The sequence below is a fragment of the Microbulbifer thermotolerans genome, from assembly GCF_900112305.1.
Taxonomy (GTDB): Bacteria; Pseudomonadota; Gammaproteobacteria; order Pseudomonadales; family Cellvibrionaceae; genus Microbulbifer; species Microbulbifer thermotolerans.
The window spans coordinates 167,522-184,149 of record NZ_FOKT01000004.1 but is presented as its reverse complement, the minus strand read 5'-3'; the positions used below and the strand labels follow the sequence as shown (position 1 = coordinate 184,149).

The following is a 16,628-nucleotide window of genomic DNA, read 5'->3' as shown; positions in this document are numbered from 1 at the left end:
ACAAAGCTCCTTTTATCGGTTTTGGATTTGACATCAGGCCATGGGTAAGGCTTCGTCTGGAGACACTCGATCAGCGCTCAACGTGATCTCCACGCGACGGTCGTCCAAGTCTTCATTGGCCATATGGGTGTTCCAACCCAGCAGCGGCTGGTATTGGGAATCATTTGCCAGTTGTACCGGTCCTACTTGGCGCATAAATAAAGTTACAGAGATTTCAAAGTCCATCTCCACACCTACAGCAAACTGGATAAATGACTTGAGTGACTCCAGTTTTTCCGAGCCCGGGGACAACGTCATAAACTGGTCATAAGCCATCGGTTCAACCACGACACGAAACTTATTTTGTGCCTGAAAGCAACATGTACCCAGTATCGCATTGACTCCCAAACAATTATTAATTCCTTGTGGGTTTTCTGGACCAGGAAAACGACAGAGCACATCCCCCGGTAGCTCGTCCCACTGCCCGAGAAATTGTTCGATACTGACTTTCAATCCAAAGTAATGGCGAATCATGCCCACCAAAGCCGCAGCAGAACACTGCTGTCTACTCAGGTGACCTGCCATACCGTACAACGCTTCATCTGGCAGCGGCATGCGATAGCGCATTTCGCCAGTTCCCATTCCGGCCAAAGAAGCGAGTGCGTGACTGAAGAGATCCGGCTCCCGGGCCTTGCGTAGGTGGTGCCGTTCATAGTTCACAGGAAGCTGGTACTTATGCCACGCCTGGTAAAAAAGCGAAATATGACGGTGATTGAAAATATCGAGAAAATCCCGCAACGCGGTGTTCTTTTCCCTCAGCTCTTTCAGCACCAATTCCGTGAGGTAATAGGGCATTACCCCCTGACTACCAGCTAGACCAGTGAAGCCCACATCCATGTTCCACTGGGTCAGCCCGTCCTCCGGTACTTTTCGCTGCTCTAGAGACAGTATGTCGGCACCATTGAACGAAAGACCTGAATGGGCGCGGAAGCGTATCAACTCCCGCGACGGTGGCGCAGATCCGGCGACTATCTCTCTGGCGCAGTCGTCACCAGCCATTGCTGTCGCGCGTTCGAGTAAACGTACCGCCTGAAAAAAATCAAAGCGGTAAGGCTCACTAACCAGGCGCTCGATTACAGTAAGGCTTTGTCTCCGGCTCGAGGCGGCCATCGTTTAAGTTCTCCGTCTCTACCACTGATAGTGGCAATCAGTCGTGTAAAGGAATTTAGTGAACAGTACAAACCCAGAAAGCGTTCGATCACACTGGCGAACAGAAGCGGGCTGGTACCGGTCAGCATCATCGGGTCAAGTTCGATCTTGACTTCCGTACCTCGGCACAAGACTACACTGTGGTCTATCTGTATGGGCGCGGTAATCGGTCGCGTGCTCACTTTTTGCAGAGACTCGATTAAGTTGCGTGTGCTAGCGGAATCACGGAAGTCGTAGAGACGGAAAATCTCCTTGAGCGCTTCGCAACCGCCATTCGCTGACAGCGATAGGTGATTCAGGTTGAGGTGTGAAATTAAACGCCAGTAGCCACGCTCACGTCTGGGCGGGCGTAGAGTTGCCGTGGGTGAGACAACACAACTTATTCGGCGCGCCGGAGCGTCGCCATCTACTATCTCTAGATAGGGCTGCGCGTTTCCACTGGGCAGTTTTTTGGGTAGGTTCCTGTTACAACAGGTCAGCTGTATATCGAGAGTTTGATCGCTGATTTTATGGGGGTTAAATTCAAGGTCGACCAAACAGATATCCACTTCCGACGCCTGTTCGTTTCGGTGCTCCCCTTCAATAACCTCCCGTCGCCGGCTAAACCAAAAAGCGGTCTGTCGAGCGTGGTGTTGGCTGTGCTGAATACCGTAAAAAGGACGATAGCTTGTGCTTTTTCCACTGCCATCGGTCGCCGTCACAGAGTCGATGGAATAAATTTCCAGTCCATCACTACGCCGTGCGTCGGGAACCACATGGTAGTTGTATTGCGCATGAGTAAGTGGAATTGGGTCGGCGGTCTGCGGAAACAGGTTGACTACAGGCGTGCATCCTAGAACAAACATGCCTGGGGTCAGTTGCTTTTCCAGTTCGTCGTGATTTTCCGACAAATAGAAATATAGATTTAAAGAGTCTCCGTAGCTGTCATTCAGTGCATGCTCAAGGCCATTAATATCAATGAAATGGAACTTTTCCGGAAATGCGAAGTATTCGGTCAGCAACCGATAGCCTATGAATGCTGTATCCGGATAAGGAAGCAGCCCCTGGTCGGGATCAAGCCCTACGGGTTGCAATGAATCCGGCTCAAGATAGGTTGGGTGCGGGTCCGCTTCTCCATTGGCAACGACCAACTTAACACATTTGCTTAACAGTAAGTCGTAAAGAGCGTAGACATGACTCGGCTGGCCGCGCAGAAAAAATCGCAAATGGCCCGGCTTGATTTCGGAGAAATTCAGATCGGGGCTTTGGGTTTTCAGTGAAAGCTTCAATACCGCGTTAGCGCTCTGAATTTCGTTACATCCCGGCGCAATGAAAGGGCGGGGCATGAGGCTGGCACTCACGGCCTGAAAGGGACATATATCCACTGGATAACGACTGGTAAATCTACATGTCTGTCCCTGAAAACTTTCCGTTTCCAGCAAGGTATTAGCGTCTACGCGCACTATCGCATCCAGATCCGACTCGGGCTCGAACTGTACTACCGCACAAGATGGTATTGGTCTCAGGTAATGCGGATAGAGCGTCTCCAGCATTGCATCGGTGAGTTCTGGGAAGTCATCGCTGAGCTTCTGTTGCACTCGCGCATTCAAATAGGCGAAGCCCGACATCAGCCGGCCCACCAATGGATCGTCTACCGTATCTGTATCTAGTTGCAGGCGCGAGGCCGCAGCCGGGTGCATGCGTGCAAATTCCGCTGCGGTTTGTTGCACAAACGCCAACTCACGCTCGTACAAATCAATCAATTTTTCACTCATCACAGTATCTCCGACACATCGACCGTCTGAGTCACCGGATTTAGGGCTGAGTCAAATACAATGACTTCCGATGCGGGATTCACATGCAATACCGCTTCTACGCGAAAGCGGATACTTGGATCTTCCACATCGATTTTGTCTTGGGTCGTGACTTTCACGGAACGGATACGCGGTTCAAATTCCAATATGGTGCGCTCAATATCGCGGCAAAAACGTTTGCGGCTCTCCAGTGAGGACAGATTGACCGTGGACAAATCTGGCAATCCGTAATTCATATTGGAGGACTGCAGGTGCACATGTGTCTCAGGTGGGGAGACACAACAGTAGCGTGTGTTAAATAAATGTTCGAGGTCGCGCCGGACACCCTCACGTAGCTGTTTCAGAATTTGATGTGGCTGGTGAAGATCCATATTGCGAGACGACTCTAGTAGCCGGTCCAGTACCGGCGCTAGCAAGCGCTTTTCTCTGACCATTTTTTATTGCAATGTCCCTATCTGTGCCAGCGCTGTAGTCAGCTTCAATTCTGACACCAAATGATCCACTGTGTAGTGGCTTTTCAGGTGAATGACACTCTGGTAGCTACCCACCTTGCCAGGCTCATCCATTACGCGCACCCGGGCTTCGCGCAGAGGATACCGAGCCAACATTTCCCAGGACAGGTCATCGCGCCCGGTGGTATATCGATCCAACCACTTCTGCAGCTGGCGCTCGCAGTCGGCCGCATTCATATACGCCCCTACTTTGTCCCGAATCATAACTTTTATGTAGTGAGCGAAACGGGATGCGCAAAGAATCTGCTGTAACATGGAGCTAATGCGAGCATTCGCCGTTGCGGCCTTGGTGGTGTATTGCTTTGGACGCTGCAATGACGGCACGCTGTTGAACGCGCTGTAGGGGGTATCATAACAATGGCAGAGGCAGGTAAACCCCAGCTCGCTAAGATCCCGCTCAGCGAAATCGGTTACCAATATAGAGGTTGTCATTTTCACCATGCCGGCTTTGCTATCTGGCCTGTATTGCAAAGCAGGCAATTGGGTAACCAACCCGCCACCGTAGCTATCTCTGGCCACACCGCGGATATGAGAGAACCAACCGACCTCACTGAATTCCCGGATCAATACCGCCCCCAAGGCAAAGCATGCATTTCCCCACAGATAGTTTCTGTTGTGGGCATCAGAGACCTGCTCTGCAAAACGCAGCCCGCGGTAGTTGGAAAATTCAGTGTTGTAAGGTTCGCGCATCAATATCTGGGGCAAAGTCGCGGCCAAGAAACGGCTGTCTTCCAAATCCCGCAACCCATTCCAACGGATGTACTGCTTTTGTCGGAACACTTCCGCGAAATCGATCGGCCTCGCCAGATCATCGAAATGATCCGCACCAAATAACTGCGGTGTCACGCCGCAGACAAAAGGAGCGAAGGCAGCCGCAGCCGTGTGGGCTATGCCTTGCAAGGTGAATACATCATCGTAGGGATGACCTTCAAAAGGCCTGTGGGAAATATAGTAGTCTCCGAGCAGTAACCCGAAGGGCTCGCCACCAGGCGTACCGAATTCCTCGTTATACACAAGATGGAAAAGACCAGACTGATCGAAGTCTGGCGCTCTTTCCATATCTTTGCTCAGATCCCGCCAACTGACATCCAACAGTCTGATTTTAATATTGTCCGAATGCGGCGCACTGTGCACCAACATCGACAACCCCCGCCAGCTTGCTTCCAGGCGCTGAAATCTGGGGTGGTGCAATATAGCGTTAATCTGCTCGCAAATTACTTCGTCCAATTCCGCTACTAGGCGGTTAAGCCACTGACGTACAGTGAATTTCTCTCGGTGCACGCAGGGGCAGATCTCCGTGAGCCAATATTCGAAGGCAAAAAGATCATCAGGCTCATTGAGAAACTTGCGCAAAGAACTGCACCCAGAACCCATAAGCTGTGGAGATAGCAGTGGGCCATCATCACCGGGATTTTGTGCAGGCAGTTCAGCGGGCACGGAAACGAACTCCTATAAATCAATAAGAAAGGACATATCGCGTACCCCTGGGAATAGGTCACGCTGTGCAGCTTGTTAGGCGCAATTGAGCGCCGGAGGCCAAGAATGAAGCGGCCCGCCAGACTGGCGGGCCCCTGGTTTATCCCGCGGAGGGGATATTGGCAACCATGCGCATGGAAGTCGTCAGCTCTTCCATTTGCAGCCATGGCTTCAGATAGGCCACCGCACTGTAGCAACCGGGCTGGCCGGGGATCTCCTTCACCTCGACACGCGCTTCTGCCAAAGGATACTTGGCTTTCATCTCCGCGCTCGCATCGGGATTAGAGTTGGTATACTGGGAAATCCACTTATTCAACCAGCGCTCACAGTCGCTCGCCTCCATAAAGGAGCCGACTTTGTCGCGTGCCATTACCTTCAAGTAATGTGCAATGCGCGAAGTGGCCATCAGATAGGGCAAGCGCGCTGAAATAGCAGCGTTTGCGGTCGCATCCGGGTCATCGTAAGTCTTCGGTTTCTGGGTGCTCTGAGAGCCAAAGAATACTGAGTAGTCGGTATTCTTATAGTGGCACAGAGGCAGGAAACCTTGAGCGCTCAGCTCTGCTTCGCGGCGGTCGGTGATACCGATCTCAGTCGGGCACTTCTGATCCATATCCCCATCGTCGCTCTTAAAGATATGAGTCGGCAGTCCCTCTACCTTGCCACCACCTTCAGCACCACGAATCGCGGTACACCAGGAATTCTCCGCAAACGCTTTCGTCAGGGTAGTCCCCATTACATAAGCGGCGTTCATCCAACAATACTGGTCGTGCTCGGCCGGGCGCGAAATGCCGGACTCATCCACTTCGAATTCTTCAAAGTCGAACGACTCTATCGGCTTGGTATTGGCGCCATACGGAGTGCGCGCCAGCGTGCGAGGCATTACCAGAGTCACAAAGCGGGAATCCTCGCTATCGCGGAAGCTGCGCCACTTGATGTATTCACCAGATTCGAATATCGCGCCCAGATCGCGGGGTTTGGACAGTTCGGTAAAGTCTTTGAAGCCAAACATGCCCGCACCTGCGGCGGAGATAAAGGGACAGAATCCAGCAGCGGCCACGTTGGACATCTTGCTCAACAGCTCTATGTCCTCGGGATGGCTGGTGAACTCGAAATCGCCAATCATACAGCCATACGGTTCACCACCAGCTGTACCAAACTCTTCTTCGTAGATCTTTTTGAAAGTCTGGCTCTGGTCGAACTCAACGGCTTTATCGAGGTCCCGGAACAATTCGCGCTTGGTCAAGTTGAGCATGCGAATCTTCAAGGTCGCACCCGTCTCGCTGTTCATCACCAAATGGTGCAGACCGCGCCAGGAGCCCTCGAGCTTTTGAAATTTCTCATCGTGCAGTATCGCCGCAAGCTGCTTTGACATTGCTTGGTCGATCGCTTGCACCGCCTTTTTGATCGTCTGAGTCAGATTGCGATCCCAAGTAACCGTACCTTTCAGAACCTGCTCGGTAAGATTGGCGATCAGGTCCTGTGCTTCTTCCGGCTCGGTCTGTTTAGTCGCAGCAATAGCCTGCTCCAGCAGGCTGGCCGACTGCTCTTCCGTTGCACTTTCTGCGACATTTTCTACTTCGGTGCTCATTCTGATTCCTCTCCTTTATTCTCGCCCAGGCCCAGCTGTTCAGAGATAGCACTGACATTTTCAGTATTCTTCAGAATATCTTCGAGAACCTTTTCCAATTCCTCAGAACGATCCGCTTTGCTCAACAGATCCCGCAGCTTGCTGCGCGCTTCGAGCAACTGCTTCAACGGCTCAACTTGTTCGACAATTTGCTCCGGGGAGAAGTCATCCATGTTTTTGAAATCCAGATCAACTCCCAGCTTACTGCCATCGCCGGCGAGCGTATTTTCCACTTGCAGATTCAACTTGGGGTTGACCTTGGCCATGACGTCATTGAAGTTGTCACGGTCTATTTGTACAAACTTGCGCTCTTTTAGTGCCTTGCGATTCTCTGCATTGTCACCGGAGTAGTCACCCATTACTCCCACAACGAAAGGCAATTCCTTCTTGACTTCAGCGCCATTGGTCTCAACGTCATAAGTAATGTGAACGCGCGGCTTGCGCACGCGCTTGAGTTTGTTGTGAATGCTCTCTGACATACCTGGTCTCCTTGTCTCTATTTAGGGGCTGCAAATGGTCTGGCAATTACCACCCGGCGTTGGCTTCGGCTTTGGATTCCCCACCCCAACCGTCATCCGCGGGCGCCGGTTCAGCGCTTTGAGCCGGCTCCGGGCTGGCGGCGGGAGCTGAGGATACTGGCGGCGGCGCCACATAGCGCTGCGTGTCGGAGCCATCCAGTTTGACACCGGTGAGCTGTGAATAAATAGCGCGCGATTGCTCATCCGGCAAAAGCTCGGCCATCAATTCCGACACTGTCATGCGGCCCCAATTGATCAGCCGTTCTAGGCCAGGAGCCAGAGGTGTGTGGGGTTCGTAAGTGCGAAAATACCTGGCCGCTTCCTCCAGCAGCCGCAGAGCATCCTCGCGCGAAGCAACTGGACCTGCTGCGACCCCTGCCGTAACCGCGGCAGCCACTGGTGCCGCAGTTGTACTTTCCTGGCCGGTAGTAGCTTCATCTTGTCCACTCGCAGAGCTTTCCGCACTGGCAGCAGCAAGCGCTTCCAGCTGGGCCTTGTATATAAAGCGAGTGGTGCGCAGCACTTCATCCAGCAATGTACTGATGTTTGTTGAAGGAGGCGCGTCGTGCCCGCAATGCGACCGCAATGCTTCATTGATGCTCTTATAGTGAGCGATGGCGGCCTCTAGCGTCTCCACCAAATTTTGCGCCCAGTCATTGCTGGCTGCCTGCACACACTGTTCAATATCGGCCAGACTGTATCCCAGGGTTTCAATACGGGCAGCCTTGGCTTCATCATCGGCGATACGATCGGCATCCCGGGCCTGTTGGTATTGGAAGAACGAATAAGCCCCGAAATCGCCCTCGGGGGTGATAGGCGCGCTGCGGATCGGCATCAACAGCGTTCCGTCCCCGCCGTCGCCATTTAACCCAGTCAAAGGCGCCACTTTGGTTTCCAGGCCATCTTCGTCTGGCTCCGGATAGAGGTTTTCCCAGTAGTCCTCTACCAAGCGGTCAATCAAGGCAAAACCATCGCGCAAGCCGCTAAAGCCGTGCAGTCGAATCAGAGCTTCCGTGTACCAGCTGGCGACTTCCAAATCTTTGCTTTGGCCACTGAGAATCTTTTCCGCAGACTTGGCTACGTCGCGCCAGGGAGCGAGTAGGTCTGTGTCGCCGTCGTCAAAAATTGCCGAGCGCTCCGCCGCGCGGGCACCGTTGCGGGCATCCTTGATGGTGTAGTAATCAGACGTCGGCGAGCGATCTTCTCTAATATCACTGCCGCTTGGCTGTTCGTCTGAAATTGGTGCAATCAGTTCATCTATGTCTATTGTGTTCGGGAAGGGCATGAAAGGTCCCTCTACTCCGTTAATCCCTTAGTATGAATTTTTTGGAAGATTACATTGTGCATCAGGTGAATCAAGATAATTTGCCGTTTTACACAAAGTTTTTGTGAAAAAAATAAATAGCCCACACTGTTAATCAAAAAAATTTCACAAAAATGGCTGCTAACTGGGCTCAGTTACCTCAACGGTCGACTCAGCTACCTGCAACATTTCTTTTTCAAGGCAAAAACTCGAAATAATTTGACTAAAGAGTTTTCTTTGTTCATCAAAGGTATTACCTTCGCACCAAAGAAAAATTGCATAAAAATTATGCTGTGACTGGAAGTGTGCAACAATGTAATGAATCGAGGTGCCATCGAGTTTCGCAGACATCTCTGAGACGTATAGCGGCAGAGTTTCACTTTCAGAAGGGCTTGGGCCTGACAGTAGCTGTCCCTCTTCCACTCGCGCCAAACATTGCTGTAACTGTGCCGTCGCGTAGGATGGCAAAGTCAGTGCCGGCGGCAGTTCTTGCCGAGCTTGCTTCAGGATAACTACGTACTGATGCCGATCTCCGTCACCGGCTTGTAATACGGCTCTCGGATTGAGATCGTCCCGACACTGCCAAACGTCGGGGAGGCCGATGGAAACGGCTTGATCCGAACTGTACTGCCTCTTCAGGCACGTCTGAGCGACTTCGCTGCGAAAAATTACACAGTTGTCCAACAACAGCTCTGTATTCCAACCACCCTGCCATAGGGTGTACATCACTTCGTCTGCCTGCTGTCTCTTCTCGACCCGTTTGATTACCTGACGCGAGCCCGACAGTAAACGCTTTACCTGCTCAAAATTCAGACCAAACCTGTGACACAGAGTATCGATTCCCTGACGGCGGCTGAAACCTTCGCGCAACACCCCGGTAAAGACAATTTCAAATGACATAGAACAAACCTGCATTCCCTGCACTTAATTGAACCCGTTGGTGCCCGGACTCAGTAATGATCCTTTGCTCCAATAACTGGTATGGAAGCTGTATTCTTAGAGATATCCCCTGTGATGGCATCCCTGCAATATACAGTCACCAGCGCAATTCCGGCGCGCCCAACATGGAAGCGTAAAGCCCCGGATCAGGAAGACTGGGACAAAGTAATGCATTGGGTGCGAGCTGCTGTGAGCCCACACACCACCAAAGTCCAAAAGCGGGAAATTGCTGCCGGTACAGATAATCGAGTATCCCGGGATAACAGCTAGCAATATCCGAGTTTTCCCCTACAGCCTTGAGAACGCCACCCGCGTTCAGGGATATGTCCGTCGCGGGAATATTTTCCGCTAGCTGAGGGAAGCGCTCCATCAGCTGGTCAGCCAAAAGCGCATTCTGCAACGCTTCTATCGCGAGATTGGATAGCTCTCGGTACCACCCCTCAGCGGACAACTGTAGTGCAAAAGGGTTGGCTTTGCCCGATACAGGAGCGGCTAACGTAAGGGGAAAGTAGCGGCCGACACTATCCACACTGGGGACCAATACACCGGCCCAGCCGCGTTCATCCAATACACCGGGAGACAGGGCAAAGCGCCAAACCGGGGCGGTGAGGAAGTAATCCAGCCAGGACTCCCCAACCAGTTCCCGGGATCCATGTACAGCGCGCTGCAGCCATTCGTCCCAAGGCGTCACAAAGCTTGCCGGGAGCTGGCGTTGGATAAAATCACCATGCCCCGGAAGCTTACCGAATATTCCCATCGCTGTTGACACATTCACCTCCGCGCCGAATTTCCTCTGCCGTCACAGGGTTTCCGGACAGCGGTAGCCGTTCAATAATCTGCGGTCGAACGGATTATCAACACCGGCGGCAGCCAGCTTGAACTGCGCCCGGCGTCCCTCTTCCTCAAATGTCACCAGATGCTCGGTACCGCTCCTACCAAGTTCCAGTTCGGAAGCCGCAAGCAGACGATACCAAGCCCAGTCCCCTTCAAAGTGCTTGCGGTGTACAGTTTCGTTCAAATCTTCAAAGATAATTCGCACACGATTGCTTTCTCCCCCGCGCCAAGTCAGTTTTTTACTAGTCCTTGGGCCGTGGGAGTAAGGCACCCGTTGCTCTCCCATTTCCAATGCAAACAGGCGCACGCCCGGATCGAGTTTTGTCGGCTCGATCCGGAAGGTGTAGGACGCCTGTCCCCCGTTACTGAAAAAGGTCTTGCGAATCCGATCAGCCCGGCGCAGTTGCGACAAGGTTTCCGCCGACAACCCCAGGCTCTGTCCTTCCAGACTTTTTAGCTTCCAGCTACGGGTATCCAAAAATGGTTTTAGATACTCGGAGACAAATTTTTGCTCTATACCACCCGGCTTAAAGTAGCGGTTGAATTCAAGGATAGGCACTTCCTGATCCCGGTTATTCCGCAACGGGTATCGATTGGCAAGGCTGCGGCTGTAACTGCTGTATACCTGCTCCCTCCATATGCGGTCGGCATGCAGTTTGGCCTTGGCCATTACCAATGCCCAGGTGCTATCTGCGATTTCGTCCAGCCACCGGTCAAACGGCGCCGGGGCGTTAGACGCTTTGATCCGCAGTTGTTTTATCGCATCCCCTCCGCCACCGGCAAAACGAGCCTTGGCGCTGGTAAAAGCAGCCTCATTGGGGTCTGGAGCGCTGTCGATCTCAATCAGATATTCTTGAATTTTTGCGATTGCGGAAAGGTATTCCTGAACCCTAGCTGGACGCCCTTTTTCACTCTGGGTGATGCGCTGGAGCTCCTCGAAACGCAGATCCACGATCGTAGGTTTGAATTTATCCTGAAGAGCACCTGCCACACCGCCGACCGCCGCTGCTCCGAGCTTGCGCTCCCGGCTCGATACCGGCAGTGCGACACCAGAAGCGTCCGTGGGTAGTTCCGGGCGTATTGTCAGCCGTGTGTTATCGGCCGTAATTTCAGCAATGGCCAGTAGCGGTGAGTAAACGGGGTCGGAAAACTTCGACAGCGCATCCAGTGCCTGAGTGGTCGTGCGAAAACGCTGGATGGAGAAGCCGCCGATAAATTGCTGCCAACGCTGTTGGTATTCCCCGAGGTATATCCGCTTGACTTCTTCACCAAGCCTTTCTCTATCCGCCTCGCTAAAATCTTCACCGCTGATGTCGCCACCGTAAATCCAGCGCTCATCCGCCAGCCGGCTCATCAATGGTGAATCCGCGCCGAAATTCAGCTCTTTATATCCCGCCTTGGTGTACAGGTAAGGCATACTGAACCGGGAGTCTGTGGCCGACACACCAAACAGCTGCTCCGTGTCACCACCGATATCTCCGTAAAGGTCTACCGGCGTCAAGCCCAGCTCGCTGTTGCGCAATTGGGCATATAGACGCTGCGGAACAGGTATACGGCGCAGCTGCTGACGCGCCCGCGCAACCACCCGCTCGTTGGCTTGCAGATTTTCCGACAGGGGCTGCTCAAACAACTGTTCCAGGTGAGTGGCCAGTTGTTCCTGCTTCTGCGCCTCACCGGACAGTTGCCGCTCCCAGCGGGCCCGGTAGTAGTCTTGCAATACTTGAGGGTCACGCTTGTCGGCGTTAAAAAACATCAAGTAGGTTTTCAAGGTATCCGCTAGCGCAGGGTCATCGCTGCCCATGCGGTTGAGATCACTCTCAATATCGCGGATCAATGCAGGCAAAAAGAGGTTTTGTAGCTGATTGCGGTACAGTTGATCTGCCGCCCTGTCGACTCTGTCATCGTAGAGGCCCATATTGGCCAGCCAGGGGTGATCCTCGCGCTGGTAGACGCCAGCTGCACTGCGCAGCGGTTCCAACAGCCGAAGGCTGGTAACCGGAGTCAAGCGCGCCTGGCTCAGTTCTTGTTTTTCATGTTCGTATTCCGCAACAAGATCCCGTACCTCTCCCATATAAATCTTGTTTTGGGCCAAGCTGCCACTCCAGAGGAACAGCGCTCCGACAAAAATACCTGCCAGGGCGACATAAACGCCCCGACGCAGCCATTGTGTGGCAGCTTCTATTCTGCGGTTGACCCCTACCAGTTCCGCTTCTGGAAAGATCACGTCCTTCAAAAGGCGGTGCAGGAAGTAGCTCTTGCCAGCGCCCTGAAATTTATGCGCGACATCTCGCTCGAGTCCAAAATCGGCACTCACCGACGCCATCATACGGTCGATGGGGCTGCCTTCCTGGGTGCCACTGGTGAAGTACACGCCCCTGACCATCGGTACGGTTTCATAGCGGTTCGGACTGAAAGTCTGTTTGACGAAGTCGTCGAGGATTTCAGTGAGGCTCTCCATCCGCGCCGGGAACCCTTGCAGCATCGCGCGCTTTTCAATATGCCGCTCCTGGTGCACTCTCCACAGCACGCGCTGATTGAGGCGTTCTATCAACCCCCGGAACTCCGCGGAGAAGGTATCCAGCGGCGCACCCAGTACCGGGCCGCTCTCGGCAGGGAAGCTAATGCCCCAAACCTGCTCCCGCTCCGCTTGGGACAAGTTGTCAAAGAATTCACTAAAACCCGCCACCAGATCGCATTTGGTAAAGGTCAGATAGATCGGGAAGCGAACACCGAGCTGCTCTTGCAGCTCGCTGATACGCTGGCGGATGGTTTTTGCCTGGTGCACTCGCTGTTCCGCTGTTTGCACCATCAGGTCCTGAAGGCTGACAGCAACCAGGGCACCGTTGATCGGCCGGCGCCGGCGGTAGCGTTTTAACAGGCCAAGAAACGCCCGCCATGCGTTGTTATCGTAGACGCGGTGGCTGTCTTGTGTGGTGTATCGACCGGCGGTGTCGATCAGAACCGCGTCGTTGGTAAACCACCAATCGCAATTCCGGGTGCCGCCAACGCCGCCAAGCGCTTCCCGACCATGGCTCTTGGCCAGCGGAAATTCAAGACCAGAGTTGACCAGCGCCGTCGTCTTGCCGGAGCCGGGAGGACCGATGATGATGTACCAGGGCAACTGGTAAAGGGAGACACTGCCTCTGTCTGACTTGAACCTGGCCTTGCGCAGCACTTCCATGGCCTCGCGGAAGCGAGTGGAAAGAGCATTTAATTCCTCGCGGCTGCGCTCCTCATCCGGGTCCACCTCCTCTTCCTGGGACTCTTCGATCTCCTTGATCAGCGCCTGATTCTGACGCCGTTCCACCAGCCACTGGCTCAGATTCCACACTAGCCAGATTGCGGCGATAAACAGAATGATCGTCAGACGGACACCGCGGCTCAGGGTGGTGTTATCACTGCCAAATTTGATGTAGTCGGCACCAAACCAGATCAGGAGTGATAAAGCCACAAGGCCGATCAATCCCAACACCCATTTATTGGCAAAAAAATCGCGCAGGCGTTTCATGCAAAGCTCCATCTCCCACACCAAAGTGCAGGGCAATCACAGTCCGGGGCTTACCGGGTTTCCGTTGTGTTTTCGTTGTTTTCCGCAGCCGCGGCGGCGATGCGTTCCGCCACTGGTGTGGCGCTCTCATAGAGCCACCAGCGGTAACCACTGTAGGTGAGCAACATCATTCCAAACGCCACGCTGGCGATCACCCACAGGGGAATGTAATGAATCAATCGTGTCTTGCGCTCGACACAGCCGCGCCAATGCGGGGACAGATCCCGTTCCATCGGCGGCCGGTGTCGCTCTATCGTTTGATAGAGCGTGTCCCGGATCTGTTCCAGCTGCTCGTGGCCGCGCTGAACCAAGCGGTACTTACCCTGAAAACCCAGGCTCAGGCAAAGGTAGAAAAGCTCCAGCAACTCCAGATGATTGCCCGGAACTTCAAGCATCCGCTGCAATATCGCAAAACACTTCTCACCGCCGAAGGTCTCTTTGTGAAAGAGGCTTAGCAGGGAGTGCTGGCTCCAGCCACTGGCACTGCCCCATGGCGTACTCAACACCACTTCATCCACGACAGTGCAGATCAGATAGCGCGCAGTCAGGACCGTCTCCGGGGAGAGGGACAATTGCCTGGCTTCACGTTCAAAATTCTGAATTTCCCGGGTCAGACGCTTGTGCAGATCCGGTACATTGTCGTGATTTGCCGTTGCGCGCAGCTTGATGACCGCACCGAGTAGTTTTGATGCGGCGGCTACAAGCGGGTTTAAACTGTTCCGCACCCGGATATCTTGCAGTGGTTCGCCGTCCGAGATTGCCTGACTGCGGGCTTGTGGCGCAGCGCTGGCGCCCCCTCCCGGCGTCGGCACAATGACTGTGCGATCGCCCGCACTGGGCCCGCGCGGTGGTGTAAAGGGATCGTTGCTCATCTTTAGTTATTCCTTATTGCCCAGAGCTCCATGACCAAACCGGGGAACTCCGCACCCAGATGCACCGCAAAGCCACCAGATTTCTGCATTGCCCGCCACAGATCACCGGTACGTTCCAGCTCAAAATAAGCAAAGCCGGCGTGGTAGGGTATCTGTCGCGGTGCCACCGGCAACGGGCGCAGCGACAGGCCGGGCAGTTGTGCTGAAATAAGTTCGCGTATGGCCTCTACAGGCGCAACCTTTGCCTGTCCGGGGAAGCGGCTGCGCAACAAGTCGCCGGGCATATCGGCTTTTGCGGCCATTACAAAACTCGCCGTTGAAAGCAGCGACGGATCGGTGACTGGAGCCACGTAGATACCGAATTTCCTCTGCACCAACTCCAGGGCAATTGCGGTCTGCTCTAGCACGGTGGACAACGATTGGCGCAGCGCGGAAAAAAGGCCCGCATAACTCTGCTGCAGGTTTTCGTGGATATAGGCCGGAATCTCCGGTGGCCGCTTGTTAGGTGATGTGAAAGTGGCAAGTTCTCCGGCCAGCTGCAGAAGCTCCAGAAACAGGCTGTGGGGATGAAGCCTGGGCTGTGCGGTCAATTGCCGCAATAATGGCTCAAATCGGTTGATCACCTGCAGCAGCAGATAATCGGCGATTTCCGCCGAGCCGCTTCTACCGCTGTCACTCAGACGGTGCCCCAACGCAGACCCGCGGTGATCCAGCAGGCCTTTAATTTCCTCAATATAGGCTTTAATCACCGCTGACGCCTCGGCATTCAGCAACGGCGGTATATAGTCGGAGTCCAGTTCGACCGGCTTTTCCGGCTGCCGCTCTCGAATGCGGGCTATGCCGATAGATGCGTAGCCGCTTCTGTCATCACTTTCGAGTTTCAGACAAACGCGCAGTTTGCCGACCTGAATACGCGCGGACTCTCCAGAGGATGAAGCGCTGTTGCGCGCATCAAAGTTGCTGGCCTGATAACGGGCCTGGGGGAAGTCCTCCTGATCCCGCACAGATTCCTGGCTGCCCGGTCTTTTCAAGGGAATGCACAGGAAAACGATTTCGTCCCGTGTGTTCACTGGAACATCCAGCACATCCGGCAAAAGTTCATTTTCCGGAGCGAGCATCGGTGTGCCATCGGGAAAAATAGCTTTCACCCTGGATAGAGAAATTTTGCCCAGGGACAGCGGCTCGCTATCAATGGCCAGCTCGATAATACCCCAGGTATAGGGACCGAGAGACTCGGTGCGCGCTTCCAGCAAATTTTCCAGATAGCGGTCTTGCTGCTGAAAGTGTTGAGGGCGCAAAAACATGCCCTCACTCCAGATCACCTTGTTATTTGCCGACATGTGAATTCCCTGCTGAAGTCAGCTGTTTGGATTATTTATCGATGACGTTGGTGGATTTTTCTACCTTTTCCATCTGTTGGAGCCGCTGCTGCATGCGCTCATACTCCTCACTGGAAATAGTTACCGTGTCACCCCGCTTCCTGGAAGCTTCTCTTCTCGAGAGTGTGGACGTTTTTGTGCGACGCCCCTTGGCAATCGCCTCTGGAAAATCGATACGGGTATCCGCCAAAGCCACCTGATATTCATTGTTGCTGTGATCGGTTATCGGTAGCAGCATCAGAGCGTCCGCCCGCTGATACTGCACAAATTCAGCAAGCAGGCCGATGTACCTGACATCTGGGGTCAATTCGAGCTTCTCGACTCTCTCTTCGCCGGGAGCAAACTCCTTGAGCACCACAGTTCCAATCAAGTCCCGACCCAGCCTTGATTCCGCATTCTCATAGAGATTCAGAAAATCCTCGCGCGCGAACTGCCGATCGTCAGCGAGCATAAATACGCGCACCACGACAGGTGATGCGCGGCCGTCGTTATCCGGATTAACATCCCTGTCAGCCCGGACAGTCAGTTCCAGACTGGTATCAAAATTCAGAGTACGGCGGGTCGCCTGACAAGCCGCAACAGTCAGTACCAGAAGGCAGACCACTAAAAGCCGCGGAAGTGATGAAATGGACACGGAGAA

13 protein-coding genes are annotated in these 16,628 nt (G+C 53.7%); all 13 read right to left on the bottom strand.

What is annotated here, in order from left to right; genetic code table 11:
- Positions 1-33 precede the first annotated feature (33 nt).
- Positions 34-1,149, bottom strand: coding sequence for a type VI secretion system baseplate subunit TssG (gene tssG / locus BM155_RS07825; protein ID WP_074902231.1), 1,116 nt, complete (start codon positions 1,147-1,149; stop codon positions 34-36).
- The gene (tssF, locus tag BM155_RS07820) at positions 1,113-2,942 is read right to left on the bottom strand and encodes a type VI secretion system baseplate subunit TssF (RefSeq protein WP_067150437.1); all 1,830 of its coding nucleotides are present in this window, start codon (positions 2,940-2,942) and stop codon (positions 1,113-1,115) included. The genes tssG and tssF overlap by 37 nt, the downstream gene beginning before the upstream one ends.
- The gene (gene tssE / locus BM155_RS07815) at positions 2,942-3,415 is read right to left on the bottom strand and encodes a type VI secretion system baseplate subunit TssE (protein ID WP_067150434.1); all 474 of its coding nucleotides are present in this window, start codon (positions 3,413-3,415) and stop codon (positions 2,942-2,944) included. The genes tssF and tssE overlap by 1 nt, the downstream gene beginning before the upstream one ends.
- Positions 3,416-3,418: 3 nt before the next feature.
- Positions 3,419-4,846, bottom strand: a complete 1,428-nt coding sequence (tssC, locus tag BM155_RS07810) for a type VI secretion system contractile sheath large subunit (RefSeq protein WP_254773151.1) — start codon at positions 4,844-4,846, stop codon at positions 3,419-3,421.
- A gap of 223 nt (positions 4,847-5,069) precedes the next feature.
- Positions 5,070-6,557: a type VI secretion system contractile sheath large subunit gene (gene tssC / locus BM155_RS07805; protein WP_067150431.1), complete on the bottom strand. Its 1,488-nt coding sequence runs from the start codon at positions 6,555-6,557 to the stop codon at positions 5,070-5,072.
- A complete protein-coding gene (tssB, locus tag BM155_RS07800; RefSeq protein ID WP_067150428.1) occupies positions 6,554-7,075 on the bottom strand; it encodes a type VI secretion system contractile sheath small subunit in 522 nt (173 codons plus the stop codon). The genes tssC (BM155_RS07805) and tssB overlap by 4 nt, the downstream gene beginning before the upstream one ends.
- Before the next feature lie 46 nt (positions 7,076-7,121).
- Positions 7,122-8,399: a type VI secretion system protein TssA gene (gene tssA, locus BM155_RS07795; RefSeq protein ID WP_074902229.1), complete on the bottom strand. Its 1,278-nt coding sequence runs from the start codon at positions 8,397-8,399 to the stop codon at positions 7,122-7,124.
- A 159-nt stretch (positions 8,400-8,558) separates the two neighbouring features.
- Positions 8,559-9,317 (bottom strand): hypothetical protein, encoded by a 759-nt coding sequence (locus BM155_RS07790; protein ID WP_067150421.1) that lies wholly within the window; start codon positions 9,315-9,317, stop codon positions 8,559-8,561.
- A gap of 136 nt (positions 9,318-9,453) precedes the next feature.
- Complete coding sequence (tagF, locus tag BM155_RS07785) at positions 9,454-10,125, bottom strand: type VI secretion system-associated protein TagF (RefSeq protein WP_139223178.1); 672 nt, start codon at positions 10,123-10,125, stop codon at positions 9,454-9,456.
- Positions 10,126-10,155: 30 nt separating this feature from the next.
- Complete coding sequence (tssM, locus tag BM155_RS07780) at positions 10,156-13,698, bottom strand: type VI secretion system membrane subunit TssM (RefSeq protein WP_067150416.1); 3,543 nt, start codon at positions 13,696-13,698, stop codon at positions 10,156-10,158.
- 50 nt (positions 13,699-13,748) lie between these two features.
- On the bottom strand, positions 13,749-14,609 hold the full coding sequence (gene icmH / locus BM155_RS07775) for a type IVB secretion system protein IcmH/DotU (protein ID WP_082817345.1): 861 nt from the start codon (positions 14,607-14,609) through the stop codon (positions 13,749-13,751).
- 2 nt (positions 14,610-14,611) lie between these two features.
- Positions 14,612-15,949, bottom strand: a complete 1,338-nt coding sequence (gene tssK / locus BM155_RS07770; RefSeq protein WP_067150414.1) for a type VI secretion system baseplate subunit TssK — start codon at positions 15,947-15,949, stop codon at positions 14,612-14,614.
- A gap of 31 nt (positions 15,950-15,980) precedes the next feature.
- Entirely contained in the window at positions 15,981-16,622 is a 642-nt protein-coding gene (tssJ, locus tag BM155_RS07765; protein ID WP_139223177.1) for a type VI secretion system lipoprotein TssJ, read from the bottom strand.
- Positions 16,623-16,628 lie beyond the last annotated feature (6 nt).